The organism is Chlorogloeopsis sp. ULAP01, assembly GCF_030381805.1.
Classification (GTDB): Bacteria; Cyanobacteriota; Cyanobacteriia; order Cyanobacteriales; family Nostocaceae; genus Chlorogloeopsis.
Window position 1 is genome coordinate 41,604 of record NZ_JAUDRH010000002.1, and the last position, 21,501, is coordinate 63,104.

15 protein-coding genes are annotated in these 21,501 nt (G+C 40.9%); 14 read left to right on the forward strand and 1 reads right to left on the reverse strand.

The window, feature by feature from the left end:
- The first annotated feature begins 9 nt into the window (after nt 1–9).
- Together QUB80_RS03760 and QUB80_RS03765 are read left to right on the forward strand one after the other, a co-directional pair.
- On the forward strand, nt 10–1,191 hold the full coding sequence (locus tag QUB80_RS03760) for an ABC transporter permease (RefSeq protein ID WP_289788164.1): 1,182 nt from the start codon (nt 10–12) through the stop codon (nt 1,189–1,191).
- 285 nt (nt 1,192–1,476) lie between these two features.
- Nucleotides 1,477–2,262: a DUF4058 family protein gene (locus tag QUB80_RS03765; protein ID WP_289788165.1), complete on the forward strand. Its 786-nt coding sequence runs from the start codon at nt 1,477–1,479 to the stop codon at nt 2,260–2,262.
- A gap of 99 nt (nt 2,263–2,361) precedes the next feature.
- On the opposite strand, the gene QUB80_RS03770 is transcribed toward QUB80_RS03765, so the two are convergent.
- Nucleotides 2,362–5,100 (reverse strand): DUF3536 domain-containing protein, encoded by a 2,739-nt coding sequence (locus tag QUB80_RS03770; RefSeq protein ID WP_289788166.1) that lies wholly within the window; start codon nt 5,098–5,100, stop codon nt 2,362–2,364.
- Between the two features lie 565 nt (nt 5,101–5,665).
- On the opposite strand from QUB80_RS03770, the gene cax reads away from it, so the two are divergent.
- The 12 genes from cax to QUB80_RS03820 all read left to right on the forward strand — a co-directional run bounded on the left by cax (nt 5,666) and on the right by QUB80_RS03820 (nt 21,453).
- A complete protein-coding gene (gene cax, locus QUB80_RS03775) occupies nt 5,666–6,757 on the forward strand; it encodes a calcium/proton exchanger (RefSeq protein WP_289788624.1) in 1,092 nt (363 codons plus the stop codon).
- Between the two features lie 379 nt (nt 6,758–7,136).
- Nucleotides 7,137–7,577 carry a cyanase gene (gene cynS / locus QUB80_RS03780; RefSeq protein WP_289788167.1) on the forward strand — a complete coding sequence of 147 codons (441 nt, stop codon included), beginning with the start codon at nt 7,137–7,139 and terminating at the stop codon, nt 7,575–7,577.
- A gap of 70 nt (nt 7,578–7,647) precedes the next feature.
- Nucleotides 7,648–7,773, forward strand: coding sequence for a DUF6888 family protein (locus QUB80_RS35180; RefSeq protein WP_502875279.1), 126 nt, complete (start codon nt 7,648–7,650; stop codon nt 7,771–7,773).
- 17 nt (nt 7,774–7,790) lie between these two features.
- Entirely contained in the window at nt 7,791–7,871 is an 81-nt protein-coding gene (locus tag QUB80_RS35185) for a DUF6887 family protein (protein ID WP_502875280.1), read from the forward strand.
- 354 nt (nt 7,872–8,225) lie between these two features.
- Nucleotides 8,226–8,858 carry a histidine phosphatase family protein gene (locus tag QUB80_RS03785; protein WP_289788168.1) on the forward strand — a complete coding sequence of 211 codons (633 nt, stop codon included), beginning with the start codon at nt 8,226–8,228 and terminating at the stop codon, nt 8,856–8,858.
- A gap of 121 nt (nt 8,859–8,979) precedes the next feature.
- Nucleotides 8,980–9,456, forward strand: coding sequence for a PH domain-containing protein (locus tag QUB80_RS03790; RefSeq protein WP_289788169.1), 477 nt, complete (start codon nt 8,980–8,982; stop codon nt 9,454–9,456).
- Nucleotides 9,457–9,620: 164 nt separating this feature from the next.
- A complete protein-coding gene (locus QUB80_RS03795) occupies nt 9,621–10,205 on the forward strand; it encodes a hypothetical protein (protein WP_289788170.1) in 585 nt (194 codons plus the stop codon).
- 12 nt (nt 10,206–10,217) lie between these two features.
- Nucleotides 10,218–10,658: an SGNH/GDSL hydrolase family protein gene (locus QUB80_RS03800; protein ID WP_289788171.1), complete on the forward strand. Its 441-nt coding sequence runs from the start codon at nt 10,218–10,220 to the stop codon at nt 10,656–10,658.
- A gap of 11 nt (nt 10,659–10,669) precedes the next feature.
- Entirely contained in the window at nt 10,670–11,119 is a 450-nt protein-coding gene (locus QUB80_RS03805) for an HNH endonuclease (RefSeq protein WP_289788172.1), read from the forward strand.
- Between the two features lie 109 nt (nt 11,120–11,228).
- Nucleotides 11,229–12,773 (forward strand): bifunctional phosphoribosylaminoimidazolecarboxamide formyltransferase/IMP cyclohydrolase, encoded by a 1,545-nt coding sequence (gene purH, locus QUB80_RS03810; protein WP_289788173.1) that lies wholly within the window; start codon nt 11,229–11,231, stop codon nt 12,771–12,773.
- A 1,325-nt stretch (nt 12,774–14,098) separates the two neighbouring features.
- Nucleotides 14,099–18,568 carry a PAS domain S-box protein gene (locus QUB80_RS03815; protein WP_289788174.1) on the forward strand — a complete coding sequence of 1,490 codons (4,470 nt, stop codon included), beginning with the start codon at nt 14,099–14,101 and terminating at the stop codon, nt 18,566–18,568.
- A gap of 464 nt (nt 18,569–19,032) precedes the next feature.
- On the forward strand, nt 19,033–21,453 hold the full coding sequence (locus QUB80_RS03820; protein ID WP_289788175.1) for a sucrose synthase: 2,421 nt from the start codon (nt 19,033–19,035) through the stop codon (nt 21,451–21,453).
- Nucleotides 21,454–21,501 lie beyond the last annotated feature (48 nt).

A 21,501-nucleotide genomic window follows, 5' to 3' on the forward strand; every position in this document is an offset into this window, starting at 1 on the left:
TATAAATTCATGGGCATTTCACCATTCGATTTACTCAATCTTGCCTACCGCTCCCTGCGCAGTCATCCTTTGCGCTCTACTTTATCAATGTTGGGGGTATTTATGGGAGTAGCGGCGGTGAGTGCGACGCTACAAGCTGGCAGCATCAGTCGCGCTGTCATTGCCCGACAATTAGCAGAACGAGGCGCTCCTCAAATCACGCTCTATCCCCAGTGGAAACCGGATCGCATTGTCCTGCAACTCCGCTTGGAGGACATGGAATTTTTGCGCCAGCGACTCACCGGGGTTCAGGCAATGAGCGCCCTGAATTGGGCAGGACAGATGCCTACAGTCTTTCAAGATCAAGAATATCTGCCCTCAATGTCGCCTGTAACCCAAGATTATTTATTAACTTCGGGAAAAAATTTGGTGAGGGGACGGTTTTTTACTGCTACCGATTTTGCCAACTATCGTCCTGTAGCAGTAATTGATGAATTTTTGGTCAAAGAACTGTTTGGCGATCGCAATCCGGTGGGAGAGCAAATTGTAGTTGGGCGCAGAGTTTACGTGGTTGTAGGAGTGCTAGAAATGCGTCCAGACGATGATTCTCCTCCCGAAAGTCAAATTCTTGTCCCGATGGCGGTTTATAATGCTCTGCGCGGCAAACAAGACATTGGCAGCATTCAAATTCGTCCTTACAGACTCGAAGATTTAGAAGACTTGAGCGATCGCGCTGTAGAATTGTTAGAACAACGCTATCCTGGTTTTAGCTTCTGGGCTTGGAACAATGTAGAAGACCTAATCCAGCAGCAAAAAACTCTTGAGTTGGCAACAAGAGGGCTGATGGTAGTAGGAGCGATCGCTCTGTTAGTAGGAGGTGTGGGCATTGCTAACATTATGATTGCCTCCGTTACCGAACGCACATCTGAAATTGGCATTCGCCGAGCTGTAGGAGCGACTCAACACGATATAGCGCTCCAATTTGTTTTGGAGGCGGCGCTTCTGAGCCTAGTTGGCGGTACTGTAGCGTTGGGAGTAGTCCATGTCGTAGCGGCAAACGTCACCGAGATCTTCGATTTACCCTATCAGTTTGAAGTCAGGATTGCGGCTCTAGCTTTGGGTTCGGCATTAGTAGTTGGTGTGGGAGCCGGATTTCCCCCGGCACTGCGAGCCAGTCAACTCGATCCGGTACAGGCATTGCGATCGCAGTGAATGTATATTGGGAGCAGCAATCAGCAAAGAGCGATCGTTTACTAATCGCAACCAGATACGCCTTCGGCACAGTAGACACTCCACCAGGGATCAATCCTAATTTTATCTTCCGGGCCAAGACTGCTCAACTGCAATAGAGCATTAAAGCTAGAGTTCATATCCCCGTATCGCATATGGAAATGAACTGGCTCACCGTGAGGCGATCGCTTTACGACGATATAATTTAGCTATTACCCTAGCACCACTACAGACGGTTGGTAGGCTGTAACTTTTTGAGGTGCTGTAATGACTTCATTGTTTCCGGGGATGAACCCTTATTTAGAAAATCCCTTATTTTGGTCGGAAGTTCATAATCTGCTCATCGCTGCAATTTTTCGTAAACTTAATCCTCAATTGCGTCCAAAATATAAAGTTGCCATCGAAAAAAGAGTATACCAAACAATAGATGATGATTCGCTTTTAGTCGGTGTTGCAGATGTGGCTGTTGAAAGTCTGCAAAAACAACAATTAACACCATCAGCTAATATTGCGATCGCATCTCCGATAGTCGAAGCTGTGACTGTTGATTTGACAATGCCACAAACAGTCAAAGAAACTTTCTTAGAAGTGCGAGATATAGCCACACAAGAAGTTGTGACTGTAATTGAAATTCTTTCTCCTAAAAATAAACGTCCTGGGGAAGGACGAAATTCCTATATTAAAAAACGGTTGCAGATTCTAGCAACTAATACAAATTTAGTCGAAATTGATTTACTGCGAGATGGTAAACCAATTGAGAAACTACCAAATTATATCCAAACTGACTATCGGATTTTAGTTAGTTGTGCATCCAAGCGTCCCAAAGCAGATTTATATCCATTTAATTTACAAAATCCTATCCCTTCTTTCTTCTTACCTTTACGCGAAGATGATTCAGAACCATTGTTAGAAATACAACCTTTAATTAATGATTTGTACTACGAAGGAAATTATGATTTAGTGATTGATTATACTCAACAACCTATACCTGCTCTTTCACAAGAAAGTTGGAATTGGGTTAGTGAGCTTTTGCAATCTCAAGGAGTAAGGTAGAAATAAATATTATTCAACTAAAGTTTGATATAGATACGTGTCAATTTTAAGTAAAGGAAAGGCTAACGCCTACAGACGTCAGCCCAATTTAAGAAAATATCAGCCCAACTGATTCAAATAACAACCAACATCAACGCCTAACTTTTGTCCTAACTTCAACAATTGACGGCATCTAGTTAGATCCTCATTTTTGCCAATTTCCAAGTTGTACTGGGATGGAATTTGATTGTGCAGACAATTCCAATAAAGTTCTTGAGAGCGAGCTAAGGAAATGCCGATATTCAGCTGATACGCTACATCAATCAACCTTTCCAACCGCAACAAATCTGCATCAAAGGTACCGTTAGCATCGTGTAACAGTTGCCAAAGCAATCGCAAAATGATCTGCTCTAACATCTGCTTGCCTTGGAGGTTATTTAACCGACAGCGCAAATGTTTTGCTTCGTTCGCGATCGCTTCTAATTCCACTATATAATTCATGCTTAATTGCAGTTCGGTTAGCTCTTGCTCTAGCGATCGCAATGTTGTCATACAGCGATAACCCAAGGCAATTTCTGCTGCTACCTGCAACTCTTGCGGTGCTTCTAGCCCATCCCGGTGGAACGCCATTAACACACCATAATTGTCTCGATATGTTTGTGTGTAAAGCTGATCTAAACGAGACAGAGTTTCCTGACTGAGCAGTTGCATCAGGCGGTAACGTTCCTCAGCAAAGAGATTTTCTAGGCCAAATGCCTGATCCCCAAACAACTGCATCATGACTGCAATCGTGCGAGCTGCACTAGCTTGTTGCATAGACGCTAACAGTTTTTCTTTGAGTTGACTGTAAGCACGTCTTCCCTGAAATGGTTGAATGCAACAGTGAAAATCCCACCCTCCTAAATGTAGAACTGCAAACACCAAATGTTCGCTTTCCCAAGTAATTTCTGACACCAATTTCAAATGGCCTATTGCCATTGTTAACGATCCCAAGCGTTGTAGCTGGTAATCTTGCTCGTGAAGATTGTAGCAATAGACGCGCTTTTGATAGAGGTGGTGATGTTTTACGGCACCATTGTTTGCCGCTACTTCATTACGGGTTTCGGCTTTGTGATTGTTAAACAATGAAGCGATCGCATAGTGAGCGGCAACTTGCTTAAAGGTAATCTGCGAAGTCATCACTAGTTGGCGATATACTTCGCCACCGTGTTTGAACAGATCGACATTACTGGGAGCAAGAGTGAGGCGCTTGAGAAAACCTTTTTCTAATTGCACTCCTGCCACATCTCCTGCTAGTTCCAAGGCACGAGCCGCATAACGTAGAATCTGCGTTCCTTCTGGGCGTGAGATTTCTTCAAAAAACCAGCCGCAACTAGTGAACATCAGTAACGCGTGACGCTGCATTTCCAATAAGCGCAAAGCATCTACTCGTTCTGCATCCGATAATTTGTGGTTTTGATGGCGACAGAGGAAGCGGTGAACATTGGCAGGAGAGCGATCGCGAATTACTTCTATATATTCATCTCGTGCTTGCCAGGGATCGTTAAAAAACAGTTTGCCATGTTCTTCATATACTTCTATAAGTTGATCCCGCAGCCAATTTAAAGTATTTCTTAACGGGCGACGCCATAGTTGATGCCACTCGCCGCCGCCACCGCAACCGCAGTTATCTTGCCATCTATCAACACCGTGGGCGCAACTCCAAGCAGTGACTGGTTTTAATTCCACTTCCCAAGTGGGAGGATTTAAGCTGAGATAGTGGGCAAAATTCGTAACTTTCCAGCCCTGACGGGGAAACTCTTCTATAAAAGCGTAAGCTAAAGTTTTTTCGGTTCCTCCCTTGTGGTGTCCAAAGGTTTCTCCATCTGTCGCCACAGAAATTAATTGGGCGGGGCGATGATCCCCACGTACTGCTGCACCAACCCGCCCCATTAAGTGATGGGAATTGAATAAGACGTCGCTAAATCCCATGTCACGTGAGATCGGGCCATCATAGAAGAATATGTCTATGTATGGAGATTCTTCAGACGCGGGGAGCGATGGGATCTCGTCATCTTCATCCCTGGCAGACAAAGAAACCGCACTTAATGGTGAGGATGCAGTGCTGAGTGTAGGTTTGAGATAGCAACGATAAGGACGTGTGGGATCAATTTGACTACCACCAACTTCGTGCCATTCTGGATGAGGATTTTCATGGGTAGGTAGGAGACGGCAACGCTGGGCTTGCGAAGGTGCCAGAACAATAAAGCGAATGCCTTCTTTGACTAAAGCTTCTAAAGTCGGGTAGTCTACAGCAGTTTCCGCCAACCACATTCCTTCGGGATCACGTCCAAATCGGGATCGGAAGTCTGCTTTGCCCCAGCGAATCTGCGTGTATTTGTCACGCTCGTTGGCAAGAGGCATGATGATATGGTTGTATACCTGCGCGATCGCATTGCCATGTCCATTCAAGCGATCGCAGCTTTTGCGATCCGCCTCCAAGATTCGCTGATAAACTTCGACATCGTGGCGTTCTAGCCATGACATCAGTGTTGGGCCGATATTAAAGCTCAAATACTCGTAATTATTTACGATCCCCAGTACTTCTCCTCGATCGTTTAACACCCTAGCAAAGGCATTAGGGCGATAGCACTCGTGGTGAATTCGCTCATTCCAGTCATGGAAAGGTGCTGCTCCTCCTTGGCGCTCAATCGCATCCAAATAAGGATTTTCCCGTGGTGGCTGGTAAAAATGACCGTGGACAGTAACGTAAACACCCGTAGCCAGTTTCCTGTTTTCAGGCATTTTCGTGGGTTTAATATTTTCTTGCGATGTCAAATTTGTGCCAGCACCAGCTGGCAGTTCAGCAGCAGAAGTCATGTAGTGTTATCCAAAATCAAGAATACTTGCAGTTGTGCCGACAAACAACCATCCATCTACCTTTTATAGCGGCATCCTACAAATGTTAGCTTAGATAAAATCTATAAGGACAGATGCAATTTGGAAAAAAAGCTATCTGAGTATTGGAGATAGTCTAGATTAACAAGCAGCCTTTTTCCCCGAAACTAGGCAATAACAAGCCATTGAAAAAGTCCATAATTGAATGAGTTTTTCATTGGCAGTGCTACAAAATTTAATTGTCTTTTAATATATTAAGCATATTTTCTGGTGTAAGATTCCCGGAAAAATAAAAACTTTTATAACAAAAAGTTACAAATGCTCAGTAAAAAGCAACCTAATTTTATAAACCTTGCTGTCAATACTGAAATAAGAAAATTTTTGAATGACTAAACCCCTATTTAAGAGTATTCTGGAGTCTGCAATCAGACTCACCTATTGAATTTTTGAAATTCTGCGTTAAGGTTGTCCATAGTTAACAGCCAACAGCTTTGGACTTTTGGTTGTAGGTACATCTGTGACTGATACCCTCAAATTGAAATGGCAAATGTCAGGTAAAAATCTTCTCTTTTTAATTTTGTTACTGTTTATCCCCATTTCCTTGGCGGCTCACTTTTTAGAATGGGGAGATTTAATAGTTTTCATCACAGCTGGGTTGGCAATTCTACCCTTGGCAGCTTGGATGGGTACAGCCACAGAAGAAATAGCTGTAGTAGTTGGCCCTACACTAGGGGGATTCTTAAATGCTACTTTTGGTAATGCAACAGAATTAATTATTGCTCTCATTGCTTTAAAAGCTGGATATGTGAATGTAGTCAAAGCTAGTATTACCGGTTCGATTATAGGTAACTTACTACTGGTAATGGGACTATCGATGCTGTTGGGGGGACTGCGTTACAAAGAACAGACATTTCAGCCGATTGTGGCACGAATGAATGCTGCTGCAATGAATTTGGCTGTGGTTGCTATTTTGTTGCCAACAGCGATGGATTTTACTTCGCCAGGAATTGATGAAAAAACACTGCAAAATTTGTCCTTAGCAGTGGCTGTAGTATTAATCCTCGTCTATGCCTTGACTCTGCTGTTTTCTATGAAAACCCATTCTTATCTTTACGAAGTGGGAGTAGCAGAAACAGAGGCTCTAGAAACTTCTCATGAAAAACCCAATGTTTCGTTATGGGTTGGGGTGTTGTTAGTATGTACACTTCTGGTGGCATTCGAGTCAGAATTACTCGTGGATTCTTTGGAAGTTGCCACCTCCCAACTCGGTTTAACAGCATTGTTTACAGGGGTGATCATCGTGCCGATCATAGGTAATGCTGCTGAACACGCCACAGCCGTCACCGTGGCAATGAAAGATAAGATGGATCTTTCTCTTTCGGTTGCAGTGGGATCGAGTATGCAGATTGCCTTGTTTGTCGCACCTGTGTTAGTGATTGCGGGGCGATTGCTCGGACAACCGATGGATTTGGATTTTAACCCCTTTGAATTAGTTGCTGTAGCTGTCTCGGTTTTGATTGCTAACACCATTAGTTCTGATGGCAAATCAAACTGGCTAGAAGGTACTTTACTGTTAGCTGCCTACACAGTCTTGGGATTTGCTTTCTACTTCCATCCAGTGGTTGATGGCATGGGATAGTAGAAATTAACTAGAAAGTGCTGTAGACGCCCTATGGGCGTCTTTGCGTATATAGAGTATACTACTGCAAAGATTTTGACAGCCCCGACATCTTGATGAACTTAATAGCTTGAGTTGCAGGATGACATTGTGTCCGCTTAAAGACTTATCATTAAGGTTGACACGGGGACACGGAGACAAAAAGACGCGGAGAAATTTTAATCGTAATTGATTAGCCGGGCTTGATATGATACCAAGATTTGATCGTGGTTATGAGCCTGCCTTTTAATTCTAATGCTGGCGCTTGAGAAAACTTGCATTACACCACAACGAACCAGTAAACTTCTTGCAAAGGTCAGCCAGTTGCTTTCATTACAACTATCACTTTCTGAGGTTTTCAATGTCTATTCCCGAAATCGCTCAAAAGCTTTTAGCATCTAAAAAAGAAAAAGGACTTTCTTTTGCTGATTTAGAAAAGATTCTAGGACGTGATGAGGTATGGATTGCAGCTGTTATCTACCGTCAAGCCAGTGCTTCACCCGAAGAGGCAAAGTTACTAGTTGAGGCATTAGGGTTAGATGCAAGTTATATTGAAGAGTTGACTGAATACCCGATTAAAGGATTAGGCCCTATTGTTCCTACCGATCCCCTCATTTATCGATTCTACGAAATTATGCAAGTGTATGGAATGCCTTTGAAAGCGGTAATTCACGAAAAATTTGGCGATGGGATCATGAGTGCAATTGATTTTACTTTGGATGTAGAGAAAGAAAAAGATCCAAAAGGCGATCGCGTCAAAGTTATTATGTCTGGCAAATTTTTACCATACAAAAAGTGGTAAAGTTCTAAATTGACTTGTGGTTGGTGGAGTGCGATCGCACATCGATAGTAGTATGTAAATTAACTTCAATCTGTATCAGTCTATTCAAGTTTTCCGCTATGATCAAAAGCTGAAAACGCTCTATATTCAGGCTGGTATGAATGATGAAATTGCAGTCATAATTGATCCAGATAGAAATTGGAACTTTGTTCTATGATTCAGGACTTAAACCAGATGACTAATATTGAGTTAAAGCGGTTTCTTTCAGAACATAGAAATGACGAGGAAGTATTTGGGCAGCGTTGCAAGTTTTGATGAGTCGTCGCGATCCCGCTACACAGCAACCTTATCCTTTCGATCTTGAGAATCCAGAGAATAAGGTAGAAACTCTGCTTAGAGAAAAACTTCATCACACTGAGTAAACAAGAACAATGGAATGATAAACTAAACTGCGATCACCTCAATCCCCATAGTTCAAAATATATAAATTATCTTTTTTTTCACATCCTTTACATACCTCGGCGAAGACTATATGTCAAAGAGTTTTGTAACCATGCAGCGAATCTAGGAAACGCAATGTTGATTAACATCGACTAAATGCCTATGTGCTTGGCAGACAGCGACAATTATCTCAACCATAAAGGTTGTATGACTTGCTTGAATTGGAGGATGTACAACCATCTAGGAGTTATACACAATTCCTCCAATACTCTATATATTCTTCGGCATGGGCATAGTGAAGCTAACGAGCAAGGATTGATTGTCAGTGATATTAAGAATGGCATCACAAATTTTGGTCTTTCAGCAAAAGGTATTCAAGAAATTAAAGATAGTATTTATCAATTAATTGCAACTACTCATACTGAAAGTGAATATATTATCTATAGTTCTCCATTTCTGAGAACAGTTCAAACTTCATCGTTGGTTGCAGAAATTCTCTTAGCTAAGGAGATTTATTACGATAGTCGTCTGCGAGAACGTTTTTTTGGTGAATGGGAACTCACAGAAAATATCAATTACCAAAAAGTTTGGCTAGAAGACTACCAGAATCCATGTCATAAAAAATGGTGGGTTGAAAGCACCTATGAAGTATTAGAACGTGCAACATCTGCGGTGAGAGAAATTGACAGTCTATACAAAGATAAGCAAATTATTTTTGTCACTCACGGTGATGTTGCTCAAATTCTCATATGTGGATACTTAAATCAGAACCCACAGAATCACAGACAACTTCGTTCAATAGAAACTGGGGAATTGAAAGTATTACATCAGCCAATTGGTAAGATAAAAAGCGATTGTTAGATATAGACTTATCCAAGCAATTTTTCAGTAAATATACATAAATAACTGCATAATATAATGAACTTATAATACACGCTTTAGAGAGATTCTTCGCTTGAGTCGCTACTTTAAACTTGCACCAATGTCGCCTTTGATCAGAGGACTTACGATCGCACTCTGGGCATTGCCGCTTTTCTTTGGCATATTTGCGCTTGTATCGCGGCAGCTAATTGCAGGCATCGTATTTCTATTCCTCATAACTCTTTATGGGGTCGTATGGTTATGGTGCCGACCATCTTACTTTGTAGTTTACCGCAACTATGTGGAGATTGTGTTTCCTGGCTGGCGGCGCAAGATCCCCATGCAAGATGTATCCAGTATCCGCATTATCAGCAACGATGCTTTTCAACAGGAGTTTGGCTGGGCTATGCGTATCGGTGTGGGAGGATTGTGGGGCGGCTTCGGTTGGCTGTGGACGTATCGTCGAGGTTTTTTAGAGTTCTATATTTCACAACTCGATAACTTTGTACTGATCGAGCGTGTAACAGAAAAAAGCGTCCTCATCACGCCTGAAAATCCTGGACAGTTAGTAGAAGCTGTTGAGGAAGCGATCGCTTAATTAAAAATTCTACCTGTTAACGGACAAGACGCGAGCGTATATCTTTAGGAACCTAAATCACTCGCTTAGTGTCAGGGTAAGTGGTGAATGTTACAAACACCTGTTTGTTTGTCTTTATAAAGCAATTTTCTCAGCCTGTTAATTGATTTTTGGACGGTAGCTAAATGGCATCAAAGGATGAGCTTCAAAATAGTTTAAAAGAAAAATACGGTATTAATAAGAATATCAGTCAATCACTAGCAAAGGAAGAATGTGAAAGGTTACTTGATGTTCTCAATCATGAACCCAGTACAGTAAAACTTATTGAATCTTTTGCTCAGAAAAATTCTAATTTAGGGAAAAATAACGCATATTTCTCAAGGATGCGTAGTCAGGCAGAGAAAAAATTAGAATCTTTACAAAAGGAGCATCAAGATTTAGAGAAATCTATCAAAACTTTAGAAGATTCTAAGCAAGAACTTGAAAACAAGAAAAAACAATTAGAGAATGAAAGAATAGAACTTGAAGCCGACATCAAAAGCTTGTCACTTGAAAATAATTCTCTAGCTTCTAAAGTTCAAAACCTAACTTCTCAAAATGATGAATTAATTGATGCAAATGAACAGCTTAAAAAAGATAACAAAGACTTGAAAAATATAGTCGATCAAATTAGGCTTAGATTAGCAAGAGATACAAAATTGCTCCTTAAATATGAAGACAGTGAAATTAAAAAAGCGCTAATTAGGTTGTTCAGCTGGACATTGGGTTAAGGAGCTAAAGCAATGACAAACAAAAAACCTCAAAAAAGAACCTTTAAAGGAATGAGTTATTGCAAGGTTCAAGGTGCTAACTCCAAGAATCGCAACAAGCTTCACAAAGAAGACAAGCAGTGGTTAAAAGATAATGGTTACAGAAATGTTGGTTGGGATAATATTATTAATCTCTACCAAAAGATTGAAGAGATTGTAGACAGATATCCATTTGAAGATTTAACTCTTGAAGAATTATTTATAGAAGCCGATCGCATTGGGAATAAATATCTTACTGCTCAAGAAAGAGAAGAATTTAATCAAAAGTTAGCTCAAGAAGTTAATGAGATTGCGGAAGAGATAGATAGGCAGTTTCCTGACACTGAAATAGAAGTTATTGACTTCAGTAAAAAAATTAGCAATAACTCTCGAAAGAAACGCAATCAAAAGTCATATCGAACTGTTAAATTTTAGTGAGAGATACTGTGAATTTAGAAGACAAAGAGCTTGAGGAATTATTTAAACTCGCAAACAAAATTGGTAAAAAGCGATATCACAAACTAACTCGTCAAGATTTTGAAGATTATCGAAAATTTGACAAGTGGCGTTATATAAATGGTGATAGTGAGTGTGGAACAACTCAAGAAAGTAAAGACTGGGTAAGAGAAAATTCAGATTGGTTATGTCCAATCTGCGAGGAAAGATACTCTCAAAGAGATGGCAAAACAATCGATCACAAGTTACCCCGATCGCAATATCCTTGGTTGGCAATGGAATTCAAGAACTTATGGGTTATTTGTCAAAGATGTAACAAAGAAAAAGGGGAAATGCATTGGTACGAATATGAGCACTATATGTTAATCCACCATCCAAAGCTTTATCTAAATGTGAGAAATGTACGTCCCATACAGTTACTAAAGTCTCTCAAAAACTAAAATAACAATAATTTCAAGCCAGTCTTAAAAGTTTTGCGCTTCCTTACCACCAAGTTTTATACAATATTCATTTGCTCTTGATGATCTTGATTAAAAAAACTGGGGAATTATGGCGCGCCTTGCACTATTGAGTGTATCTAATAAAACAGGTTTAATTGACCTTGCCCAAAGATTGGTAGAAGAATTTGACTTTGAAATTATCAGTAGTGGTGGCACTGCCCAAACTCTGAAAGATGCAGGATTACCAGTTACAAAAGTTGCCGATTACACAGGCTCTCCCGAAATATTAGGTGGGCGAGTCAAAACACTGCATCCTCGCATTCACGGCGGTATTTTAGCGCGAAGAGATATACCGCAAGACATGACAGATTTGGAAAATAACCAAATTCGTCCGCTTGATTTAGTGGTAGTGAATCTCTATCCTTTTGAAGCTACTATTGCTAAAGAGGGTGTGACTTTAGCTGAGGCAATAGAACAAATTGATATTGGCGGCCCTGCTATGCTAAGAGCAGCATCGAAAAACTTTGCTCATCTGACAGTATTGTGCGATCCCGCCCAATATGGCGAATATTTAGAAGAATTAAGGCAACATGGCGGCGAAACTTCGCTGGCATTTCGACAAAAGTGTGCGTTGAAAGGATTTTTGCATACTTCTAGTTACGATCAAGCGATCGCATCTTATTTGAGCGAGCAGTCTGCTTCAGAATCAACGCTACCGTCACAGTTTATGCTTGCCGGGCAACAACTGCAATCTCTGCGTTATGGTGAAAACCCCCATCAAAGTGCGGCTTGGTATCAAACTGGCACAACTTCAAGCGGATGGGCAGCCGCTACCAAACTCCAAGGCAAAGAACTTAGTTACAATAACTTAGTTGATTTAGAAGCAGCCCGTCGGATTATTGCAGAATTCACCGACACTCCCGCAGCAACTATTATCAAACACACTAATCCCTGTGGCACGGCGCTAGGAAACACTATTTTAGAAGCTTATCAAAAAGCATTGAATGCCGATCCCGTGTCTGCCTTTGGTGGCATTGTTGCACTCAACCATCCCATCGATAGCGCTACTGCAACTGAATTAACAAAGACATTCTTAGAATGTGTAGTGGCTCCAGGATGTGAAGAGGATGCCAAAGAAATTCTAGCAGCCAAGTCAAAAGTGCGAGTACTAATCCTACCAGATTTGAGTAGCGGTTCTAAAGATGCAGTGAAGACTATAGCAGGTGGTTTTCTTGTTCAAGCCGCAGATGACATTGTTGCTGATACTAGTAAATGGCAAGTCGTCACCGAACGACAACCCACCCCAACCGAATTAGAAGAATTGTTATTTGCCTGGAAAGTTTGCAAACACGTCAAATCGAATGCCATTGTTGTGAGTGGCGATCGCACAACTTTAGGTGTAGGTGCAGGGCAAATGAATCGTGTTGGTTCGGTAAAAATAGCTCTCGAACAAGCCCAGGAAAAAGCTAAAGGAGCCTTTGTTGCCAGTGATGGATTTTTCCCCTTTGATGATTCCGTCAAAACTGCTGCTGCTGCCGGAATTACTGCAATTGTTCAGCCAGGTGGAAGCTTGCGGGATCAAGATTCCATTCAAGCTGCAAACGAGCTAGGTTTAGTCATGGTATTTACTGGTGTACGTCACTTTTTACATTAAATGCGGGTGTAAGGGTATAGGAGTGTAGGAGAAAAACATTTTCATACCTGGCGGTAAAATTTTTTCATCGGGACTGCCTTCTGCCTTACTTAGTACACTCGCTAAAGTGTCACTAATCTGCAAGTAGAGATTTAGAACCGATGCTAATGTTTGATTGTGTGAGGAGTAAGTTTGAAGCAAAAAGCGCTTGGAGTGGAAACACGGCAACACTCTTAAGCGCTTTTTAATTTTGAGGTTATATAGTTTACACAATCTTTATATTAAATACCTGTAATGGTCTTGAATCTTCATATTAGATACTTGTAATAGTCTTGAAGCAGTGATATTGTTTAGTTGTGTGTGAGGAGCAAGTGTAAATCGAAAAGCGCTAAGGGTGGAAACACGGCAACACTCCTCGGCGCTTTTTGCTTTTTCAGATTGATTTAGAGTTCAGAATTAATTAAAAAATACTTCTTTCACTGTCTCAGATTACCTTTTCAGAGCATTAGTTCCTATTTATTTTTTTATATAGCTTCTACTTAGTCTACAAAATGAAACAGCAGTCCACGGTTTGAAATGTCTGGACTGCTGTTTAATAAAAAGTTTAGCCAATATCAAATTGTTGAGTCCTAACTAAAAAATTCCTAACAAAAAAATGAATGTCAAACCACACAATGCGAGAAGGGAAATAATAATTATGTTACCTACACTGTGGTCTGCTACTGTTGTGTTGTGAGTATGTTCAGTCATGTTAATCGACCTTTATCATGATAGTTTATGCTGCAATTATAAATACCTAAACTAAATATTTATGTTGTATAATAGAAAACTTGATTTAAATTTATCTATTTTTAAATTTGTAGTACTAGTCCAATAACATAGATTAATTTTTGTTGCTATGAGCAATAATTGAGAATCTATTCATAATTAATTGCTACTAAAGCAACAAGAGTTAAAATTCAGAGTTCAGATGCTGTATTTAGCAGTTCTAGGTTTCTACTTTATATCTTTTGAGAGATGTGATTTTGTTTAGAGAATAAGATAACCTCTCTATGGGAAGATGTTAAAAGTGGGAAATTAAATACTCTCTTTTGGGGAAGTCTCAAACCAGCACGACAAGATATTCACGGCATTATGCCCAAAGTTATAGATAAGCTCTAATCAAAATATGGAGTTAGAACTTACTGATGGGGAATTGGCCATTAATTTGAGGATAACCTTTCCAAATATTAATAGAAGGGAAAACTTATAATAGCAATGGCAAAAATTAATGACACACTGCTCCAGAAACAAAATTGTGCTCAATTCCTTGTAATCGTATTCTTGTTCAAGTAGGAGTGCTTGAAATGAGTCAAAAGCAAGCAAATTCCCTGGGAGGCATATTTGCTGGTGGTGGACAGATGGGTACCCTAATGCATTGCTTTGACTGGGCAAGCACTTCTGTTGGTTCTGTAGAAAAATGGCCGCCAAGCTTGCGTACATCTGTCAGTATTTTACTTAATTCCCACTATCCTATAGTCATTGCTTGGGGTTCTGAGTTTCTCCTGTTCTACAACGATGCTTACATACCCTTGCTTGGAGATAAGCATCCCTACGCACTTGGGCAAACAATACCCCAGGCGTGTCCCGAACTTTGGCTTGCAATCGCACCTGTGCTTCAAAAAGTCATAGATACAGGGGAGGGGGGTACTTCAGAAGATATACAAATTTTCGTAAATCGCAACGGGTATCTGGAGGAAGTATATATAAACTTCTCCTACAGTCCAATTTGTGATGAGAACGGCTTGGTAGCAGGTATTTTTATTAGCTGTAGCGAGAAAACCCAAGCTGCGATCGCTCAACGTCGCTGGCAAACTATAAGAGATTTAGCAGCGAAAGGCAGTAATGCCAATACAGTCAGGGATGCCTGCCGTTTGCTCATGGCAAGCTTAGGTAGTAACACTACTGATATACCTTTTGCATTATTGTACTTAATAGAACCTAACAAGCAAGCACGACTGATAGAAACAGTAGGTTGTAAAGCAGAAAATCTTGGTGATATAGAAGTAATAAATTTAACAGATAATTTAATATGGCGTTTTGCTGAAGTAGTCGAAACAAGACAGCCTATAAGAATCGATAATCTGCCTAATCAATGGAATTGTTCACCACCCGGAAATTGGACGGCTGTTACTTTACCAATAGCACAGCCTGGGCAAAACCAACTAACTGGAATTTTGGTAGTAGGGGTTAATAATAAACGTGTCTTAGATAAAGATGACTGGGACTTTTTTGAGTTAATCGCCACAGAAATCAAAAATGCGATCGCCAATGCTCGTGTCTATGAACAAGAACACAAACGCACCGAAACCTCGGCACTTCGTCAACAAGCCACAGAGTATGAGCAACAGTTACGACAACTAAGCACAGCCACACGTGACAAACTTCACTCCATCCTCGAAAGTATTACAGATTCTTTTGTCGCATTAGATAAAGATTGGCGGATCGTATATATCAATCAAAAAGCTGCCAGAAAAAACGGACAAACGCCAGAGGAAATTATTGGTAAAAATCATTGGGAACACTGGCATTGGCTGGCTGGAACGCAAGTAGAACAAGAATACCGTCGTGCTGTTGCCGAGCAAGTACCAGTCCATTTTGAAGTTCCTTGTCAACCTCTCAATACTTGGTTGGAAATTCATGCCTATCCATCTAGAGATGGGTTAAATGTTTTTTTGCGTGATATCACTGAACGCAAGCGTATCGAATTAAAATTGCGAGAAAGTGAAGAGCGATTGCGCTTGGCTGTGGAAGGAGCTGGCTTAATAATGTGGGATTGGGATCTTGTCTCTGGGCAGACTGTATGCTCAGATGGCAGTCACACCATGTTTGGGCTAACTGCTGATATCGAGATAACTTATGAGATTTTCCTTAATGCAGTGCATCCAGATGATCGCGAACGAGTTGATCGCTCAGTACAGGGTGCGATCGCAGGCGAGAATGACTACAGCATTGAGTACCGAAGTCTCTGGGCAGATGGCACAGTGCGTTGGTTGGTATCCAAGGCGCGTGTCTACCGCGATGAAAATGGTAAACCGATGCGGATGATAGGCATAGATTTGGATATTACTGCCCAAAAACAAATAGAAGAAGCTCTGCGCCAGAGTGAAGCTCATTTAGCAATGGCTCAAAAAGTTGCCCAAGTTGGTAGCTGGGAATTTGATCTAGAAAGCCAAAAAATTATTTGGTCAGAAACTACGTTTCACCACTGGGGATTCGAGCCGACTCAAAGCGAACCGAGCTATGCCGAATTGCTTGAGAGGGTTTATCCAGATGATCGAGAAATTTTGCAACAATTTGTGGAGCGTGCGATCGCCCAAGGAATTCCCTATGGTTTCGATATGCGAATAGTGCTACCGGATGGTTCAATTCGATATCTCGATTCTCGTGGAGAGCCTGTGTTTAACGAGCAAGGGCAAGTAGTTAAACTGATTGGAACATCATTTGATATCAGCGATCGCAAGCACCTGGAAGAAGAATTACGTCGTCGAGAGCAGGAGCTTGCCGGTTTTATTGCAAATGCACCCATTGGCATACATTGTGTAGCATCAGATGGAACCATCCTGTGGGCAAATCAAGCTGAATTAGACTTGCTTGGTTACTCTCCCCAAGAGTATATAGGGCAGCACATTGCCAAATTCTACGCCGATCAAAACGTGATAGAAGATATCCTCCAGAGACTAACAGCAAAGGAAACTTTAATTGACTATGAAGCTAGCTTCAGGTGTAAAGACGGCTCGATTAAATATGTTTTAATCAACTCTAATGTATTGTGGGAAGATAATCGGTTCATTTACAGTCGGTGCTTTAACAAGGACATTAGCGATCGCAAGCAGGCAGAAGAAGCATTACGCCTTTCTGAAGCACGATTTCGACTAGCAATGGAAAATCTTCCAGAACTGTTCATGCTCTATGATGCTCAACGTCGTTTTCAGTTTGTCAATACCAAAGTATTACAACTAAGCGGGAGAACTCTAGAACAATTGATTGGGCGTCGGGATGAAGATGTTTTTCCTGCTGAAGTTACCAATCCCTATTTACCCCTGCTGCTAAAAACTGTCGAAACCGGGCAATTGCAGACTGGAGAATGTACCCTCACCTTCTTTGAATGCCAGAAATGCGAGCCAATCACTTTTATTGTCAAATATGTACCCCTACTCGACAGCCAAGGAAAGATTCAGCAAATTCTCGGCTTGACTCATGACATCACACATATTAAGCGTGCAGAAGAAGCTCTTCGCCAGCGAGAACAAGAATTCCGAGCCTTGGCAGAAAATTCTCCTGATCTGATTTGTCGATTTGATCGAAACTTTTGTCTTCGATATGTCAATCCTCGCGTAGAGTTAGAGACGGGTATTCCAGTACCTGAGTGGATTGGTAAAACACTATTAGAACTCGGTTATGCCGAAGCAATTACTAATCCTTGGCATGAAGCACTGCAAAAAGTTTTTGCAACTAAACAAGAACTAATTTGTGATTCGGAGTTTCCCTCCATTACAGGAATAAAATATTGGTCGAGTCGTCTTGTACCTGAATTTGCTGAGGATGGTTCCGTTAAAACAGTTCTCGCTGTTTGCCGGGATATTACCAGTCGCAGACAAGCAGAATTGGAATTACAACAAGCAAAAGAAGCAGCAGAAGCAGCTAGTCGAATTAAAGACGAATTTTTGGCTATTCTCTCCCATGAACTCCGTTCTCCCCTTACACCAATACTTGCCTGGGCGCAAATTTTGCGATTAAAGAATTTTGATGCTACAACAACCGAATATGCTCTAGAAACGATTGAGCGCAACGCTAAGTTACAAACTCAGTTAGTTGACGATTTACTGGATGTATCTTGTATTATCCAGGGCAAAATGACGTTGAATATTAGAACGGTCAATTTAGTTTACGTAATTCAAGGCGCACTAGAAACAATTCGTTCCACAGCACAAGCCAAAGCAATTCAAATTCAAACCTTTTTGGACTATACTCCTCACCCAATGAAAGGAGACATTAGCCGTTTACAACAGATAGTTTGGAATTTGCTTTCTAATGCGGTAAAATTCACCCCAGAAGAAGGAACAATTACAGTCAAACTAGAGTATTTTGATTCTTACGCCCAAATTCAAGTTAGCGATACAGGCAAAGGCATCAATCCTGACTTTCTCCCTCATGTTTTTAAACGCTTCTCTCAAGAGAGTAACTCTACAACCAGAAAGTATGGCGGACTAGGATTAGGATTATCTATAGTTCATTATTTGACACAGCTACACGGTGGTTCAGTCAAAGCAGAAAGCCCTGGAGAAAATTTAGGGACAACGTTTACAGTCTGTTTGCCATTTTCGATGACTGAGTGTGAAGAAACCGGCGACAAAGAGCAAACTCAAGCCCAGATGAATTTGAGTGGGGTACACATTTTAGTTGTAGATGATGAAGTAGATATGCGGGAATTGCTAGCCCGGATGTTAAAGGATGTAGGAGCTGATGTCACTGCCACACCATCAGCAACTGAAGCGCTTGCAGCTTTACAGCAACAACTACCCGATATTCTGCTTGCTGATATTGCGATGCCAAAAATAGATGGTTATATGTTGATGCATCAGGTGCGGGCTTTGCCATCACAACAGGCAAGGCAAATACCTGCAATTGCCCTGACTGCTTACGCTGGAGAGTATAATCAGCAACGAGCGATCGCCGCCGGATTTCAGATGCATATTGCTAAACCTGTGGAGCCAAAGGTGTTGATTGAAGCGATTGTCAGTTTACTGAAGGGAACAGGGGACAGGGAACAGTGAAGGATAACTGATAACTGATAACTGAATAACTGATACCTAGTACCCAGTTAACGTATACCTTTAGTTAGAGTACAAAGGTTTAGAAATTAAGATAGGCCTAGAAAGGAAATGATATTAAGAGAAATGAGAATAAATTTATGTTTTTTGGTTTAAATTCGGCGTACAGAAGCCAGAAATAATCAATATTCTGACTCATACGTCTTGAGTTCTGAGTTCTTCAATTGCGTTCACCTGCACTTGTTCCATTTCTCTCAGGAAGAGCCAGAGACTCTGTTCTTGTTACCAGGTTGAACCTGGTAACGAGGATTTGTGGGTTGCCACCTCTAGGCTGTCGTTAGTAGTGCAAGATGTGAAATTTGAAAAACGCTAGAAATTAAGAACTTTGTTATGCCAAAACTCGTAAATCTCTTCTCGTTCTAAGGTAAATTCAACATCAAAGCTCCAATATCTTTTGGTAGATTTCCATGTCTGAATTAATTCAAGCAGTCCTCAATAGTGAAGAAAAACTTGATTTACGTTCATTTCTGAGCGATTTACGCCATCAAGAAAAAAAATATTTGCTACGGAATGACCTTCAAAATGTATACCGCGATTATTGCTCTCACTACCAAAAACCAGAGCAATTTTACGCTTCATCGCATTTGGGTAAATTACTTTACTACACCCAAGAAATTATTCAAGATGAGTCTAGTTTCTGTTTGATTATCCGCCCCAAAATTGCTAGTCAAGAAGTTTATCGGCTCACGGAAGATTTGAGTGTAGAAGCAATGACGGTGCAAGAACTTTTAGATCTACGCGATCGCTTCGTCAATAGATTCCATCCCAATGAAGGCGATTTGTTGGAATTGGATTTTGGCCCATTCTACGACTACTCCCCAATGATTCGCGATCCAAAAAACATTGGTAAGGGAGTACAGTTTCTCAACCGTTACCTTTCTAGCAAACTCCTCCAAGATCCGAAGCAATGGCTAGAAAGCTTGTTTGTATTCTTAAGCTTGCATCAATATAATGGCGTTCAGCTTTTAATCAACAATCGCATTAAATCCCAAAAGCAACTTTCCGAACAAGTTAAAAGTGCGATCGCTTTCGTGAGCAATCGTCCTAGTGATGAACCCTACGAAGAATTACGCTTCCAATTGCAAACAATGGGGTTTGAACCTGGTTGGGGTAATACCGCCGCCCGCGTGCAAGAAACCCTAGAAATGCTCGATCAATTAATCGACTCTCCCGATCATCAAACCTTAGAAGCATTTATTTCCCGCATTCCGATCATTTTTAGAATCGTCTTGGTATCTCCCCACGGTTGGTTTGGGCAAGAGGGAGTTTTAGGACGTCCCGATACTGGTGGGCAAGTTGTTTATCTGCTTGATCAGGCAAAGAGCTTAGAAAAGCAGCTGCAAGAAGACGCCATCCAAGCAGGTTTAGAAGGGCTGAATGTTGAACCAAAGGTGATTATTCTCACCCGCTTGATCCCCAATAGTGATGGCACTCTCTGCAATCAACGTTTGGAAAAAGTCTACGGCACAGAAAATGCTTGGATTTTGCGCGTGCCATTGCGGGAGTTTAATCCTAACATGACTCAAAATTGGATCTCGCGGTTTGAAATTTGGCCTTATTTAGAAACTTATGCCATTGATGCAGAAAAAGAATTAATGGCAGAATTTCAGGGTAGACCAGATTTAATTGTTGGTAACTATTCTGATGGGAATTTGGTGGCATTTTTGTTGTCACGTCGCTTGGGCGTAACGCAGTGCAACATTGCCCACGCTTTTGAAAAGACTAAATATTTGTTCAGTAACCTCTACTGGAACGATTTGGAGGATAAATATCATTTTTCATTACAGTTTACTGCTGATTTATTGGCGATGAATGCTGCTAATTTCATCATCAGCAGTACATATCAAGAAATTGTCGGGACGCCGGATAGTGTAGGACAGTACGAATCCTATAAATGCTTCACTATGCCGGATTTGTATCATGTGGTAAATGGGATTGAACTATTTAGTCCTAAGTTCAATGTTGTTCCACCAGGAGTAAACGAAAATTACTTTTTTCCCTACACGCGTACTCAAGATCGAGTCGAGAGCGATCGCCAACGCATTGAAGAAATGCTGTTTACATTAGAAGATCCGACTCAAGTATTTGGTAAGCTTGACGATCCCAACAAACGTCCTCTCTTCTCAATGGCGCGTCTTGATCGCATCAAAAATCTCACAGGTTTAGCTGAATGCTTTGGTCAAAATAAAGAATTGCAAGAGCATTGCAACTTAATTTTAGTGGCAGGTAAATTACGCGTCGAAGAATCAGGAGATAATGAAGAACGCGAAGAAATAGTCAAACTCTATCGGACTATTGAAGAGTATAATCTTCAAGGCAAAATTCGCTGGTTGGGTGTACGTTTGTCAAAAATAGACTCTGGAGAAATTTACCGCGTTATTGCCGAGCATCAAGGTATTTTTGTACAACCTGCTTTATTTGAAGCGTTTGGTTTAACTATTTTAGAGGCAATGATTTCCGGATTACCTACTTTTGCTACACAGTTTGGTGGACCTTTAGAAATTATTCAGGATAGAATCAACGGGTTTTACATCAATCCTACCAACTTAGAAGAGACAGGCGCAAAAATTCTAGATTTTGTCCAAAAATGCGAACAGAAACCAGATTACTGGTATGAAATTTCTGGGCGAGCTATTGACCGAGTTTACAGCACTTATACCTGGAAAATTCATACGAATAAACTGCTATCCTTAGCAAGGATTTACGGCTTCTGGAACTTTACCTCCAAAGAAAATCGAGAGGATTTGTTGCGTTATATTGAGGCTTTGTTCTATTTAATTTATAAGCCAAGAGCGCAACAATTATTAGAACAGCATCAGTATCGGTAGTTAGTTATTCACATCTTGCAGCTCATAAAATGCCTGGAACTTCTAGTT

Bases quoted from the DNA above. Each gene is read 5' to 3' on its own strand.
- QUB80_RS03790 (WP_289788169.1), top strand. From the start codon at position 8,980: ATGTCGCCTTTGATCAGAGGACTTACGATCGCACTCTGGGCATTGCCG.
- purH (WP_289788173.1), top strand. From the start codon at position 11,229: ATGGCGCGCCTTGCACTATTGAGTGTATCTAATAAAACAGGTTTAATT.
- QUB80_RS03785 (WP_289788168.1), top strand. From the start codon at position 8,226: ATGTACAACCATCTAGGAGTTATACACAATTCCTCCAATACTCTATAT.
- QUB80_RS03815 (WP_289788174.1), top strand. From the start codon at position 14,099: ATGAGTCAAAAGCAAGCAAATTCCCTGGGAGGCATATTTGCTGGTGGT.
- cax (WP_289788624.1), top strand. From the start codon at position 5,666: ATGTCAGGTAAAAATCTTCTCTTTTTAATTTTGTTACTGTTTATCCCC.
- QUB80_RS03800 (WP_289788171.1), top strand. From the start codon at position 10,218: ATGACAAACAAAAAACCTCAAAAAAGAACCTTTAAAGGAATGAGTTAT.
- QUB80_RS03765 (WP_289788165.1), top strand. From the start codon at position 1,477: ATGACTTCATTGTTTCCGGGGATGAACCCTTATTTAGAAAATCCCTTA.
- QUB80_RS35185 (WP_502875280.1), top strand. From the start codon at position 7,791: ATGACTAATATTGAGTTAAAGCGGTTTCTTTCAGAACATAGAAATGAC.
- QUB80_RS03795 (WP_289788170.1), top strand. From the start codon at position 9,621: ATGGCATCAAAGGATGAGCTTCAAAATAGTTTAAAAGAAAAATACGGT.
- QUB80_RS03760 (WP_289788164.1), top strand. From the start codon at position 10: ATGGGCATTTCACCATTCGATTTACTCAATCTTGCCTACCGCTCCCTG.
- QUB80_RS03770 (WP_289788166.1), bottom strand. From the start codon at position 5,100: ATGACTTCTGCTGCTGAACTGCCAGCTGGTGCTGGCACAAATTTGACA.
- cynS (WP_289788167.1), top strand. From the start codon at position 7,137: ATGTCTATTCCCGAAATCGCTCAAAAGCTTTTAGCATCTAAAAAAGAA.
- QUB80_RS03820 (WP_289788175.1), top strand. From the start codon at position 19,033: ATGTCTGAATTAATTCAAGCAGTCCTCAATAGTGAAGAAAAACTTGAT.